This window comes from Sulfuracidifex tepidarius, assembly GCF_008326425.1.
GTDB classification, from domain to species: Archaea; Thermoproteota; Thermoprotei_A; order Sulfolobales; family Sulfolobaceae; genus Sulfuracidifex; species Sulfuracidifex tepidarius.
This window is the reverse complement of the sequence record NZ_AP018929.1, coordinates 843,088-856,787: the sequence shown is the minus strand read 5'-3', so window position 1 is coordinate 856,787 and position 13,700 is coordinate 843,088. Positions and strand designations below refer to the sequence as shown.

The 13,700-nt window shown below is 42.8% G+C and carries 9 protein-coding genes and 5 pseudogenes; 8 read left to right on the top strand and 6 right to left on the bottom strand.

Annotation, left to right across the window (positions count from 1 at the left end; translation table 11 throughout):
• Nucleotides 1-10 precede the first annotated feature (10 nt).
• Nucleotides 11-1,146: pseudogene (locus IC007_RS13735) on the top strand (IS200/IS605 family accessory protein TnpB-related protein).
• Nucleotides 1,147-1,237: 91 nt separating this feature from the next.
• Here the strand turns inward: IC007_RS13735 and IC007_RS03965 are convergent.
• Nucleotides 1,238-2,293 (bottom strand): AAA family ATPase, encoded by a 1,056-nt coding sequence (locus IC007_RS03965; RefSeq protein WP_149528395.1) that lies wholly within the window; start codon nt 2,291-2,293, stop codon nt 1,238-1,240.
• A gap of 572 nt (nt 2,294-2,865) precedes the next feature.
• Between IC007_RS03965 and IC007_RS03960 the strand changes: the two genes are divergently transcribed.
• Nucleotides 2,866-3,654 carry an aldo/keto reductase gene (locus tag IC007_RS03960; protein WP_054846885.1) on the top strand — a complete coding sequence of 263 codons (789 nt, stop codon included), beginning with the start codon at nt 2,866-2,868 and terminating at the stop codon, nt 3,652-3,654.
• Nucleotides 3,655-3,695: 41 nt separating this feature from the next.
• On the opposite strand, the gene IC007_RS13255 is transcribed toward IC007_RS03960, so the two are convergent.
• Both IC007_RS13255 and IC007_RS03950 read right to left on the bottom strand, forming a co-directional pair.
• A complete protein-coding gene (locus IC007_RS13255) occupies nt 3,696-4,781 on the bottom strand; it encodes a hypothetical protein (protein ID WP_162302110.1) in 1,086 nt (361 codons plus the stop codon).
• Nucleotides 4,782-5,513 carry a 7-cyano-7-deazaguanine synthase gene (locus tag IC007_RS03950; RefSeq protein ID WP_054846884.1) on the bottom strand — a complete coding sequence of 244 codons (732 nt, stop codon included), beginning with the start codon at nt 5,511-5,513 and terminating at the stop codon, nt 4,782-4,784.
• A gap of 1,231 nt (nt 5,514-6,744) precedes the next feature.
• Between IC007_RS03950 and IC007_RS03945 the strand changes: the two genes are divergently transcribed.
• On the top strand, nt 6,745-8,322 hold the full coding sequence (locus IC007_RS03945) for a phospholipase C (protein ID WP_306344639.1): 1,578 nt from the start codon (nt 6,745-6,747) through the stop codon (nt 8,320-8,322).
• Nucleotides 8,323-8,464: 142 nt separating this feature from the next.
• Here IC007_RS03945 and IC007_RS03940 read toward each other — a convergent pair whose 3' ends face one another.
• The gene (locus tag IC007_RS03940) at nt 8,465-8,713 is read right to left on the bottom strand and encodes a hypothetical protein (protein ID WP_054846883.1); all 249 of its coding nucleotides are present in this window, start codon (nt 8,711-8,713) and stop codon (nt 8,465-8,467) included.
• A 214-nt stretch (nt 8,714-8,927) separates the two neighbouring features.
• On the opposite strand from IC007_RS03940, the pseudogene IC007_RS03935 reads away from it, so the two are divergent.
• From IC007_RS03935 to IC007_RS03915, 4 genes and pseudogenes are all read left to right on the top strand, one after another.
• A pseudogene (locus IC007_RS03935) lies at nt 8,928-9,421 on the top strand (nucleotidyltransferase domain-containing protein).
• Nucleotides 9,411-9,840, top strand: a pseudogene (locus tag IC007_RS03930) (HEPN domain-containing protein). Before IC007_RS03935 ends, IC007_RS03930 begins: the two co-directional pseudogenes overlap by 11 nt.
• Nucleotides 9,841-10,481: 641 nt before the next feature.
• Nucleotides 10,482-10,721, top strand: a complete 240-nt coding sequence (locus IC007_RS03925) for a type II toxin-antitoxin system RelE family toxin (RefSeq protein ID WP_370685225.1) — start codon at nt 10,482-10,484, stop codon at nt 10,719-10,721.
• Nucleotides 10,722-11,096: 375 nt separating this feature from the next.
• Nucleotides 11,097-11,303: pseudogene (locus tag IC007_RS03915) on the top strand (ISNCY family transposase); the annotation flags it as partial.
• 251 nt (nt 11,304-11,554) lie between these two features.
• Here IC007_RS03915 and IC007_RS03910 read toward each other — a convergent pair.
• The gene (locus tag IC007_RS03910) at nt 11,555-12,793 is read right to left on the bottom strand and encodes an RNA-guided endonuclease InsQ/TnpB family protein (RefSeq protein ID WP_149528392.1); all 1,239 of its coding nucleotides are present in this window, start codon (nt 12,791-12,793) and stop codon (nt 11,555-11,557) included.
• Nucleotides 12,768-13,175, bottom strand: coding sequence for an IS200/IS605 family transposase (gene tnpA / locus IC007_RS03905; protein WP_054846797.1), 408 nt, complete (start codon nt 13,173-13,175; stop codon nt 12,768-12,770). The genes IC007_RS03910 and tnpA overlap by 26 nt, the downstream gene beginning before the upstream one ends.
• 53 nt (nt 13,176-13,228) lie before the next feature.
• Here tnpA and IC007_RS03900 point away from each other — a divergent pair.
• Nucleotides 13,229-13,672, top strand: a pseudogene (locus IC007_RS03900) (AAA family ATPase); the annotation flags it as partial.
• Between the last annotated feature and the right edge of the window lie 28 nt (nt 13,673-13,700).

The following is a 13,700-nucleotide window of genomic DNA, read 5'->3' as shown; positions in this document are numbered from 1 at the left end:
TCTTTTTTTAATGGCTGGGAGGGTTAAAGCGATCAGAGCTACTGTTTCTATGAAGATCGCTCTCTCTGAACCCCTCCTAGCCCTCGTGAACAACTACGTGAAAGCAATACGTTTTTCGTTATTTTGGTTGAAGGAAAATGTTCCGAACCCGGAAGAGAAGGGAGTGTTAGGAAAAGTCCACGAGGAGTTATACACGAAGTTAAGAGAGGAATACGACCTACCATCAAAGGTTGCTGAGGACTGTTATAGGGATGCTCTCGCGATATACAAGGGTTGGTACAACAACCCGAGAAGAGGACGTTTCCCGAGAGTGTACAAACCTACAGTGTGGCTACCCTAGAGCGAGCTATAGCGTGGACTTCGATAACATGACTGTTAGGATAGCGAGTGTTGGTGAAAACTACCACTGGGTTATCCCAGGAACCTCAAGGACTACATGATTTGGAGGATGAAGAAGCACGTCTAATAGTTAAAGGAGACAATGCTTTCCTCAAGGTCGTTTTTGACAAACCGTTGGAGAGAGATGAACCAAGGGAAAGTGTTGCTGTTGATGTTAACATGGGTGAGGTAGTCGTAGGAAATGATGATACTCATTATGTTAGGATCCCAACTAGGCTTGAAGTTCATCACTGCAAGTCTTCAGCTGAGAATTTGCAGAAGAAGTACCCAAGGAGGTGGAGGGAGAACGAGAGGATTCTTCACAGGATTCGTTCTCTTCATCAAAAGGCTAAGAGGATTACGGAGGATGCTAGAAAAGTGGGAAAGTGGGTTGTTGAGGTTGCTGAGGATTTCGGTGCCAACGTTATTAAGTTGGAGAACCTCAAGAACCTAATTAAGAATGTTGATAAATTATCTAAAGAGTTTCGTGATAAACTGTATTTAATGCAGTACCGTCGTGTTCAGTACTGGATAGTGTGGCAAGCTAGGAAGCGTGGCGGTCGTAGAATTCGTGAATCCCAGTTACTCTTCCGTTTCATGCCCTAAAAGTAGGAAAAGGATGGAGGAGATCTCTCATAGGTATTTTTCCGCTTTCCGTCTTGCGGTTACGAGAACGACCGTGACGTTATTGCAATCATGAACCTAAATAGGGGTTCTCTGACCCTCTCGACTGCCCCTCAAATGAGAGATGTAAACACGAACCGATGAGGGGAACCCTCGCCGTGGCGGGGAGGAAGTCAGAGGAGAAGAACTATGGCACGTTTCGGTTTTCAACTAAGCTAGTAAGCTAGGACGTGGTCTAGGTAGGTAGCCATATTCTGCCGAAATCTATTTCCCTCAACAAAGGGTCGACTATCTTGTATTCTCCTTTATCCCCTTTCTCCATGAAGTTGTTGTTCACGAGCGAGTCGAGAGCTAAGGTTAGTTCCTTGTCGTCTATGTTGCCCAGGCTTATTTCTATGCCCCTTTTGATTTCGCTCCATCTGCTCACTACCTTGACTATCTCCATCAGTTTCACATACAAGGCTTTGTTACCCTTGTTTTCAAGAAAGTGTTTGAACTCATCAACCATGATCTTGCTTCCCTCTGCCACAGTTGAATTCAACGCATCTTCAAAACTCATTCCTCTAACCGCGTGGAGGTTGCCGAAAAGAGTTAACCAGCCTACCACTCCGTCCAACCTCTTCACGACTTGATCTTCCCTGTTGAAGTCGAGGTTCAACTCCTCCATTCCGCGTTTGAGGAAGCTCGCAGACTCCTCTTCTCTGAAGCGCCTTAAGTTCAGGACTACCGGAGGCCTCCCGTGAAGTGGGGATAATGAAGGCGGGTCGATGAGTGATCTGGTAACTCCTATGTAAGACCCAGTGAATATGAACCTGACTTTCTCGTTGGAGGTGAAGACGTTGCCTAATACGTCTAAAAAGTACTTACTGGCTTGAGATAACTCCTGGACCTCATCGAGTCCTATGACGAAGTTATCTTCAATTGAGTTGAGCAGTTCAATGAGGCTATTAACTACTTTAGCCCCCTTCTTAACCTTGACGCCCGCTGACCCGATCATGAAGTTGATTCTCACGTTCAGCTCTATCTTAGTGTTACTGATCTCAGACAACATCATTTCTAGCAACGAGTTCAGGTTTCTAACTCCTCTGAGGTTAATGTAGATTCCCTTGAAACCGTGCTCTTTCCTTAACTCGTTGATTACGACCTTCATCAGACTGGTTTTGCCCATCTCCCTCTGTCCTCCTATTAAAATCCAATTCTTTGATAACAATTGATTCACAGAATATTCTATCTCTCTTTCCCTCCCGAATAGCTCTTCCCTCCTCTCCTTCGGGTGAAGGTCGAAAAGCAACTGTAGCCACTACAGTTACTGGTCATACTACAGTTAATAAAGTTAGGGTCGTTTCTCACGCTGCGGTATTGGGCGATTATGAGTTGCGTCTTGATAGCATTGCAATAATATTTATATCATATTAGGATTAATTATTTTTTTAAATTATATATGGATAAACAGGTATCTTTCTTATCTGCCTATGAAGTTCTCATGAGAGTGTTTTGTGGACTGCTTCAGTTATCAGGACATAAATGGAACCTTTCAGTGCATTTAACTTAACGGGGGTTGAGGGGGCGGAAGACCCCTCCCGTCAGGGAGGGGATGGATAGCCCCCTTATATTTAAATATTAGTTTTTTTTCCGAAATTTCTTAACTCTAAGAACGTCCTTCTAAAGCTCGATTTGATCTAAATAGGATTTGAGAAAGAATCACACTATGTTAGTCTACCTTAGGTATGAGGGATTTGACGACAATGAAGTATCTTCTATATCAAGATATATGTTTGGGTATATCGTTTCATCACCTTCCGTTTTCTACCTTTCTCATGTTATCATTAAAAATATAAATAGAAAAAGTACAATTATAAAGCAATGAAGTTATGCAAAAAGGAAGCTAGTCCGGTAGGTTTAGGTACATGGAAGATGGGTGGAGGATATTGGACTCCAGACTATTCCAATGATGGTCATTACGTTTCAGTAATAAGACATGCCTTAGGAAAAGGGATCAACGTGATAGATACTGCCGAAATGTACGGCGGGGGGCATGCGGAGGAATTGGTAGGAAGGGCAATAAAGGGTCTAGATAGAGAGAAAATCATTGTGATAACTAAGGTCTGGCCTTCACACTTGAAGTTTCAAGATGTCATAGAATCTGCAAGGAATAGTCTGAGGAGGCTGGATAGTGAATACATAGATCTTTACTTGATACACTGGCCTAATCAGGAGGTCAAAATCGAGGAGACAATGAAGGCCATGGAGAAACTCGTTGAAGAAGGGACGGTGAGATGTGTTGGGGTGAGTAATTTTTCAGTTGAATTGATGGAAGAGGCAAGGAAATTCCACGAAATTGAGGCAAACCAAGTGGAATACAACCTCAATCACTTGGACCCTGAGAAGGACCTGATGCCTTACTGTGAACGCAACGGAATTAAGGTAATAGCCTACTCCCCATTAGGCCAGGGAAGATCCCTTTCAGACGAGAGGGTGAAGAAGTTAGCTCAGAAATACGGGAGAACCCCAGCTCAGATAGTTTTGAACTACATCGCTAGAAGGTCCATTCCTATACCTAAGGCTTCTAGTGTGGAACACGTAGATGAAATAGCCTCATCTTTGGACTTTAAGCTGGACGATGAGGACGTGAAACTGCTTACAAGGAGTTGAAAGTCTTGTCATCTAGGTAAACAGGGTTAAGCTGAGTACTACTACGACTTACTTTCTCTTGTCATGATTCTGTAAATCATGAGGCTCGATAGAAAAGAGGAAAAGCCAGTCAAAAGGAAGATCACGTAATACAAGTCCAGTTCTATCAAGAATGCAAACAAGGTTGACGCAAGGGAAGAGAACATCATGTCGATTAGGTTGAAGAAAGCGGACAGCTTCGTACTGAAATTCATCATCTTCACCACTGTTTCCTCTGTGACTGGAGCCCTCAAGTAACCCCCAGCGTTAATCAGGAGGATCAAAGCCAGGAACAAGTACAGTGAGAACTTGTAGAATGATGAGAGTGCCAAGAACAGGAGTAACTCCACGACGGACAAGACCAGGAAGGCTTTATTGTTAGTCCTATGCCCAAAGTACAAGAAGGAAATTAACGGTATCCTAGAAAGCGCTAAGTAGAGACTTATCTCCTGAGGAGAATAATCTGGGAATGAAGACAAGAGGATCAACGGAATGTAACTTCCCGTCAGGACCTTCCTCAACACGGAGAAGAAGCTCACGGAGAACAAGGTCTTCCCTACAGTCTTCATGCTGTTGAAAAGATCCCTCATGCTCTCCCTGGGCTCTTTGTACTTCAGCCTAGAGGACACTACCACGTTAAGGATCAAAGCCGAGGTCATCAGTGCCAACAACTTGTTCACTCCAACTACCGAACTGAGGTAAAACGAGCCTACCCCAACTATGCTGAAGATCGACGTGAGCGTCATCATGACGGAGTAGTCCTTCCTTACGAAGTCCTTCTGAATTATTATCACGGAGGAGAAGAAGGAGTTGGAGACTCCCATGAGGACGGCTATCGTCACGAAGCCGTAAATGTTCCTGGAGAACATGAGGAGAAGACCTATCGTAACCTCCATCAGAGCTGAGAGAGTTACGTTCCTAGGAACTGGAAACACCACTAGAAACACGTAAGAGGCCAATGTCGTCACTAGGCTCAGCGTCAATATGAGCCCTATCTGGAAGCTCTCTAGCCCTGAAGCATCCATCAGGGCAACGTAAGCGAAACTCATGAAGCCTATGAAGAGTGAGAAGATAGACCTGTACATCATGACGTATGATTTCTGCTCCATTCATCCATTACCTTTCCTCATAAGATTGATGTAGTTATCCACGAACTCCTTTGAGTACTCTTTAGTGTACTCGAGGAAAGGCTTGATGAACCTGCCGTATGTCTCCTCCACATTGGATTTACTGATGAACTCGTCGATCTCGTCTGGACTCTCGTTGTAGTAGTAATGTGTCGGGTCATCAAGGCTAGACTCCTTGAACGCCCTCTTTCTAGACCTACACGGCATGCAGAAACCGCAGTGAACCTTTCCCGACACTATACAACTCCACGTTTTTGTGAAGTCTACTCCCAGTCTCTGACCCAGCCTTATCACTTCTCCTTTAGTTAGGTCGGAGAAAGGAGCGATTACCTTGAAGTCCAGGGTTGCCTGAACTTGGTCTAACATCTCTTTCTTCTTATTCCACTCTCCTTTGAGCCAACCCACGAATACCTTATTCAAGTCAGGGTAAGCAGACAGGGAAGCGAGGATCTCGATCAGGAATTGATGCTTCAACATGTAATTGCTAGAGGATATAGGTAACAGGTCAAAGGACTTTATGTAAGACGAGAAGTCCACCACTTTGAGTTCAATGGCGAGGCTCTGGGCCAACTCTTTGACCAGTTCAAACTCCTTGACTTGAGGTGCGTAACCGTAGTTTATGAAGACTCCGTGAATTCGGTACTTATCCTTCAGGTGATGTGCTAAAACCGTGGAATCTAGCCCTCCAGTCAATTGAATTATGGCATCTTCCAAATTCTGTCACCCGCCTTCAAATGAAAGTTACACTATTAGATTTCTATTAATTCCATTATTTGATGCTAGTATATATATTTTTCTTATTTAGTATATACACGCTATATATTCAACTAAGCGCAGGACATTGTTACATTGAGTCCGCGTTGTAGTTTCAACAAGTTCGTGCATAGATATGAAGTCAAGTAGGCTCACTGATGACCTCCCCTGGAGATGCTTCTTTCTTTTGACCTACATCTTGTCCCTAATACGGGCTACATGGTGGCGATTCTCGCCAAGAATGTGGTCTCGTTGCTTTACCAAGGCTTGATGGTGGAAGAGCTTCATATAGATACTTCGTGAACTCACCCCGCCCTTACGGACGGGGCATCCCCACCTCACGATGGAGATTTCCTGCTTCTCAGAGGAACCTCGATCCCCCTTCACCCACAGCGGAGGTTCCATCGAACGGAACCGTTCTCTGATGCACCGTGTGGAAGAGGGGTTACGGAGGGTTCCTCTCCACAAGCGTAAGTTCCCCCAGTCCCGAGGGTACTGACCCAGCTCTTACAGCCAAGGTCTAAGGAAATTTTGACATACAAATATAAAACCGTTTCTATAAGGGGGCTATCCATCCCCTCCCTGACGGAAGGGGACTTTCGCCCCCTTAACCCCCGCAAAGTTAAAGCGTCCAACGATATTTACAAAAGATTGAAAGCCTCGCCCTTTAGGGCGGGGAGGAAGTCAGATTGTGATCCTTTCAATATTTACGATAAAGTTAGGAGTAGTGTAATGAGGAGAATAATAGGTCTGAAGAGAACCAAGGATGGGTGGGAGAAATTATAGGATCTGTCTTTCATACGTAATTGGTTTAAATACATTATGTATCTCCTTTCTATTAATAATTTTGTAGAATGGTGTTATTCCTGTAAGTTAAAGAAACTCTTTTAGTGAAAGAGTGAGTTCAAGAAATTGGAACTCATATGACATCGAGCTTCTGACTTTAGTTCAGGAAATGGCACTGGCCTTATGGATAACAAAAGCCGAAGTCATGAAGCAGAAACCATGTGGACATGACCATAAGACATAACGTAACTACAGCTATCCTAAACATACAGCGGACATCCAGTGAATCATTGCACATCATATTATAGATTGCTTATACAGCTAATCCGATAACGGTTTATTTTTACAAAGGCTAGAATCTATTATGAGAAAGTTAGTCCTCCTATTTACTATAGCCTTGATTGCAATGATGGTTTTCGCCTTAGTCCCTGCAAGGTCTGAGTCTCCTTCTACTGCCACTCCAATCAAACACGTAGTTATCATAATCCTCGAGAATCATTCCTTCGATAATCTATTTGGTACCTATCCTTTCGGAAATCCTCTTATAAAGGATAACATTACTTGTTCTCTAATGAGACCAGTAGGTCTGAACTTAAGCACATCAGTCCCGAACGGGAACGGAGGATATGTGAAACCCTATCATGGTTCTATCATATTGACTGACCCTGTTGAAGGGTTCAAACCATACCACAAGGATTGGAACTTCGGTTTGATGAACGGTTTCGTGGAAGGATCAGGAATCCAGTCTATGGCATACGTTACCAATGCACAAGTTCCGCTCCTTTGGGACTACGCTGAGGAATACGTTTTAGCTGACGACTACTTCTCACCCGTGCTCGAGTCCACTCAGCCAAATAGATTAGCTTATCTCACGGGTTTCTCTACCAACGTTACTGGAGACGGTTTCGTGAGTGGAGTTATACCATTTTGCGACACTATAATGTATCAACTTTCAAACGATGGAGTGAGCTGGGCCTACTTCGATTACGGATACACGGGCGGAATAATACCTCCTTTCCCCCTCTCGGCGTTCAACGGTAACGTAGACTATTCGTCCCATTACTTCAACACGAGCGTCTTCCTGACAGACCTAAAGGACGGTCAATTGCCATCAGTCTCATGGCTCATGTTCACCGGAGGTAAGGGATATGACTCTCACTCCGCATTGGACCTTCATCCTCCTTTTAATTTAACATTAGGTCAGGAGAACTTGGTGAAATATATAAATGCAATTATGGAGAGCCCTTACTGGAATTCCACAGCTATTTTCATCACCTTTGATGAGGGAGGAGGTTTCTATGATCAAGTTCCTCCACCCATAATTTACACTTACGGTGAAGGAGAAGATCAGTTTCTTCAATCTCTCGGTATATACAATTACTCCGTCTTAGGAGAAAGAGTTCCTCTCCTCATCATTTCGCCTTACTCCAGGGAAGGTTGGATAGACAATTCTACCATGTCTGGTTACACTCTGCTAGGCTTCATAGACTATAACTGGCACCTGCCTTACCTTAACAAGATAGTTGCCAATTCAGACGTCCAAGGGATCCTGAGGGCTTTCAACTTCTCCATGGAAAGACCTCCAGTTCTGTTGTCGCCTTCAAACTGGACCTACCCGATCCCGTTACAATATCCAATCCATTATGGATACGTCGCTACAATTCATAATAATTACACTGGATACATGATGCTATACGACAAAGGCTACATAAATTCCAGTGTACTGGATTACGTAATGAAGTTCTCCAGTGCCTCCCAAAACTCAACTATTTCCACGAATAACTCTACCTCGAGTTCACCGACCTCATCAGGAATTCAGGTTCATCCATCAAGTTCTGGTACCTCGTCTTTCTCCAACGTTTTAAACGGGACTACTTCATCTCGCATATCTGAGATCAATAGTTTTCCCTCCAAGACTTTTATTGTAGTAGTATTGGTTACGATCGCAATTCTCTCGATTTTTCTTTTGAAGAAGAGACGATAAATCTTCAAAAACTATAAGACTAATTCAGTTTTTAATATTTAAGTATGTTATTGCTTAAATTAAATCAAGAGAAATGAAAAGGATAGGAAGTAAAATGAAGAAAAGAAAGAGAGCTAATAAAGGGATGGGATCGCTCCATGACCTATGATTTCTCTTTAAGGAGATTTATAAGGCTCTCCAGTTCACCTCTGCCGAGTTCGGAATACTTTTTCGCCAGATCATCAAATGTTAGTTTGTTCTCTTTAAGATGTTTTATAAGGACATCCATCACAAACTGTTTAGATTTAGTTCCTAGTTTATCCCTTATTTCCTTGAGCGAAGCTAACTCGTCTATTGTGCACGAGACATCTTTAGCTTTCTTAGGTTCTCTTTGAGTTATTTTCCACTCCATGCTTACATTGTGTCTTTCAGGATTTATAAGTACTCACGTATTCCCAGTAGAAGAATTAAACCTTTTGATAGCCAAAGTGGGACGTCAACATAACTGTCCCAGAGATATGGGTCTTAAACTGCCAATCTCCGTGGAGACGAAAAGGGTCGCAGAAAACCCATGCCAATCAACTTAAGGCAACACGCTTATTAGATTTTCAGGATTTATATGTCATGTGATCAAAGAGCCTTATGCTACCTTACTCAATACAATCGTTGAAATAATGAAGGAAGAATTTAAGGACGACCTTATCTCAATCGTGCTTTATGGAAGCGTGTCTAGGGGAGACAATAGAAACGATAGCGACGTAGATTTATTGATAATCATGAATAATTTACCTACAGATAGCATTTTTAAGAGAATCAGGATGTTTGAGACCAGAGTTGAGGATAAACTTAACTTAGATAAGTACTGGAGAGAGGGTTATTACGTATCTCTCTCTCCCCCGTTCTCAAAACTCCAGAGGAGGCAGAGAAGATTTCCCCACTTTATCTAGACATGGTATATGATGCGACAATACTCTACGACAAGGATCAATTTTTCACTAAAGTATTGCAAAGATTAGAGCATAGGCTAATCGAATTAGGGGCGGAAAGGATCAAGATGGGTAAGAAGTGGTACTGGGTGCTAAAGAAAAGCTCGAAATTTGGTGAAACCATTGAACTTTGACTCCCTGGCGTTTTCGTATCTCTCGCAAGCAGAAGAAAGGCTAAGTTTAGCTAAAACAGAACATGAGAGAAGGAAGTATAACATAGCGGTGAGACTTTGCCAAGAAGCTGTAGAACTTTCTCTCAAGGCTTGTCTCAGGCTAGTTAACATAGAACCACCCAAATTTCACGATGTAGGCCCTATACTGAGAAATAACGCGGAGAAGTTTCCGCAGTGGTTCAAGGATAGGATAGATGTTTTCGCATCTTACTCAAGGTCCTTGAGGAAAGAAAGGGAACTGTCAATGTACGGAGATGAGGAAACTGGTACCTCCTCCAGAAATGCTCTACTCAGCTTATGACGCTGAACAGACAATCAGGATTGCCGAAGAAGTCTTAGAGTATGCTAAGAGGTTATATGAAGAGAAAAAGAATCAGTAAAGGTTTCTTCTAGCTAAAGGAAAATAAAGTAGGCCAGAACGGGAAGTCGGTATGGGGATCTCTTTTTACTGAGATAAACGACAACATTAAGCCAAAATTGGACTAGTCAAGTGTCGTTCAAGGGAGAAAGCTTATATTTCATGACGATGCGTGTAAATAGATTAATTATTGTTAGGTTAAAGGAACATGTAGAATTAATTCCACTCATGTAGGACAGGGTGAATAGGGTAAGCTGGAGCTCACTAAAGGAGACCCCTCAGCTCGGGAGGAGACCTTTCGTGAACCTCCTCAGCTCTCGTGAGCAGGTATAGCTGAGATGTTGAGGGGAGTGACAGACGTGAGAGAGGCAATCACAGGATAGAGGAGTACAGAGCGCTAAAGGTGAGCAAGAATAGGAAGAGAAGGAGTGGTGGGAGGAAGAAGTGAAAAAGACCTCCATTTTACTGGGGAGTAAAATCCCCATGAAAGGACCGAGACACGAACGCTACTTCACTTTTCACAACTATTATTCCTGAAGAGATATTAAGCGAAAAGGGAAAAGTTTTTAAATTATTTTTCTATTTCTTTTATTGTGGTCTGCGAGAATTGGAAAGTAAGGTTTAGGATGAGATGTCGAGAGTGAGAAGGATCTAGCTAAGTTTGTGGCCAAGAAGTTCTCTAACTTAGAGCTATTAATGTTAATATTTGATAAGCTAGATTTATTACAAGAAAACCCTTTCAAATATGCCATAGAGAAGTTAGGAAAGGATAGGTACGGAAACCCTATGTTTTCAATAGAAGTTACGGGCGATATAAGAATAATTTACAGCATAGATTCAAAAAACTGTATAGTATTTATTTTGGAGATTGGGTCTCACAAGGACGTTTACGGTCGGGGTTGAGCTCGTAATAAGCCTCGATGACCATCTCCCTGAACTTCTTTAGGTCCTCCTTACTCTCTAGCTCCAGGAACCTTTCACCGTCCTTATCTTCAACAATCTTCGTAAGTATATGTTTGTGGGGGAGCATTAAAAAGGGTATGCTGATTTTTCTCATTGAATTTTGATAAACTGTTGAAGAATTGAAGGAGGATAGCTTTTATCGGAAAATCCTTGCAAAGTTAGGTGACCTTAAAAAATAATTCAATAACGATAGGATAGAGATTAGATAACTAGCTATAGGTTCGAAAACCTCCTCACTGTAAAATGGATAAAATTTATTTTATCACACTGCAAAACGAAAAAAATTGGGCTCCAGGAATTCCCGTAAACTGCTACCTGGGACTAGAGAGGGGGTTCTCCCTGACCTGGGCCAGGGACACGGGCTTCTTGACCCTAAAGGCGCTCTCCCTCCTCTTGGTACAGCGCTTCAAGTACTCCACTGGTCTGGACCTCGGCGCAAAGAGGTTAAACCGCCTCATAAAAAATATTTACCATGAGGCAGGATGCATCAAAAACTGCTCAGAAGGAGGAGGAAAACCATAAAGTGCTAACCGAGGCTAAGTCGTTCAATCAACCTGGATGACGAGAACAAGAAAGGCAAGCATCAGAGTACTCCTGTGAACTTCCCTTTCTATGCGGGATAGAAATTAGGGGGAAGCTAGACTTCTGGTCAACTATATTTCATCCGTTCAAACAGAAGACATTTCTCCGTGACCTAATTTTAAAATATCATATTTTAAAATATCATATTTATGAATATGGTTGACAGAGAGCACGAACTCAAAGCTAGTGAACTACCCCGCCCTAACGGACGGGGCATCCCCACCTCGCGATGGGGATTTCCTGCTTCTTCCAGGAAACTTACTATACACACCCTCAGAGAAGGGTATGTATAGCAGAGGTTTCCTGTCCACAGGCTTTAAGGGCAGTCCCGACCCCGCATGGAAAATATTTAGAGAAGCATTATAATCCCTATCTGCAACCCAACCACATTTAGGGCAAACGAATATACGGTCGTCTAATGTTAGGTCTTTCTTTACATATCCGCATCGAGCACACGTCCTCGAAGTGTACGCTGGGTTTACTTTCACTACCCTCCTACCAGCTCTTTCAGCCTTGTAGGAGAGGTAGCTCATGAATTTGGAGAAGTTGGAATGAAGAATATGTTTCCTCAAAGTCTTACTTTCGTTATTCTCAACCATTTCCTTCACATCAAGACCTTCCATATATATCTCGTCGTATTGTTCAACAAGCCACGAAGTCACCTTATGAATATAATCACTCATCAAATTCTTCACATGCTCATGTAGCTTAACTAATTTCTTTCTGGTCTTCTCGTAGTTTCTTGATCCTCTCTTCTTCCTTGTTAGTGACCTTTGCAAGATCTTTATCTTCCCCTCTACCTTATCAAAGACCCTGGGGTTCTCTATCACTATGCCGTCTGAAGTAGTTACGAGTTTCTCAACTCCTAGGTCTATCCCGACCACTTTCCCAGTTTTTTCTAAAGGCTTCTTTTCAACCTCGACTTGAAAGATGGCATACCAACCAGTGGCACCCCTCTTTATTATAACCCCCGTTACCTCACCTTCTAGCGGTCTGTGGAAGAGGACTTTGACCTCGCCTATCTTAGATAGAACGAGTCTGTCTCCTTGAACTTTGAAACCTGACTGGTTGTAATTGATAGTCTTCATGATTTTCTTATACCTCAATTTTCCCGCTTTCTTTCCTTTCTTCTTCAGTTCGTGAAGAGCGTTAATGTTGTACCATAATTGGTTGTTCACCATTTGAGGGACTTTAGAATAAACTAGTTCCTTCCCTTCTATTTTCAGATCCTTCAACATTGCCTGAGTGTCCTTAGGTGTTATCTTTTTCCTCTCTTTTCTTGCATTATTTACTGCATCTAACAACGCGTTGTACACTTTAGCTTCAATCTCCATGACGCGGAGGAGTTTCTCCTCTGCTTCTCTTGTCGGGTAAATCCTGTACTTGAACGAGAGTTGAATTGTGTTACTCTTTTCCTTGGCTCTCCACATATTTTCTTAGCACCTCTAGTGTTACCTGTCCGCTTGTTGCTAGGAAATACGATGGCGACCAGAGGTGTCCTTTCCACAGTTTTTCCTTCACTTGTGGAAATTTCCTCTGTATTTCCCTAGACGTGATTGTCTTGATGGCGTTCACGTATCTAGGTATGTTCAAGGTTGGTTTTGCTTTGAATAACATGTGGAAATGATCCTTATCTACTCCTATGTCTATGACCTCAACCTCGAATGTTTTGCTTATTTCCTGAATTTGTTCCTTTAGGAAGTTTATAATCTCTTCGTTATCGAACACCTTCCTGCGGTACTTCACCACTTGGACATAGTGATAGTAAAGAGCGTAAACCGAGTGCGATCCTCTGTCCAATCTGTACCGCATAGTTGCACTTATTTTTTGATAACTGTAAAAACATTTCTATAAGGGGGCTATCCATCCCCTCCCTAACGGAAGGGGACTTTCGCCCCCTTAACCCCCGCAAAGTTAAAAAGAGGCTCGCTTCTGATAACGTGGAGCTGATCGTAATCTATGGAAGGAGGAGAATAGGGAAGACCTTCCTAGTCTTGAACGCCTTGGAAGGTGACTTCATTTACTACCTAGGGACGGAGAAGAATAACCTCAGGAAATTCAAGGAAATAGCTGAGGGTAAATTCCATGACTTAAAGTACGCGAAAGAGGATTGGGAGTCAGTCTTTCATTACCTCAGGGACAGTGTAGTTGCTATAGACGAGTTCCCTTACATGATCAAGGAAGACCCGAGCGTTCTCTTTATTTTCCAAAAAATAGTGGACGAGACCTTGAAGGGCAGTAAGACAAAGATCATCTTGCTGGGGTCTTCCATTTCCGTCATGGAAGATGTCTTGTCCTGTGAACTACCCGGCCCTTACGGGTGGGGCTTCCTGGTTC

Bases quoted from the DNA above. Each gene is read 5' to 3' on its own strand.
- IC007_RS03960 (WP_054846885.1), top strand. From the start codon at position 2,866: ATGAAGTTATGCAAAAAGGAAGCTAGTCCGGTAGGTTTAGGTACATGG.
- IC007_RS13255 (WP_162302110.1), bottom strand. From the start codon at position 4,781: ATGGAGCAGAAATCATACGTCATGATGTACAGGTCTATCTTCTCACTC.
- IC007_RS03945 (WP_306344639.1), top strand. From the start codon at position 6,745: ATGATGGTTTTCGCCTTAGTCCCTGCAAGGTCTGAGTCTCCTTCTACT.
- IC007_RS03940 (WP_054846883.1), bottom strand. From the start codon at position 8,713: ATGGAGTGGAAAATAACTCAAAGAGAACCTAAGAAAGCTAAAGATGTC.
- IC007_RS03910 (WP_149528392.1), bottom strand. From the start codon at position 12,793: ATGTGGAGAGCCAAGGAAAAGAGTAACACAATTCAACTCTCGTTCAAG.
- tnpA (WP_054846797.1), bottom strand. From the start codon at position 13,175: ATGCGGTACAGATTGGACAGAGGATCGCACTCGGTTTACGCTCTTTAC.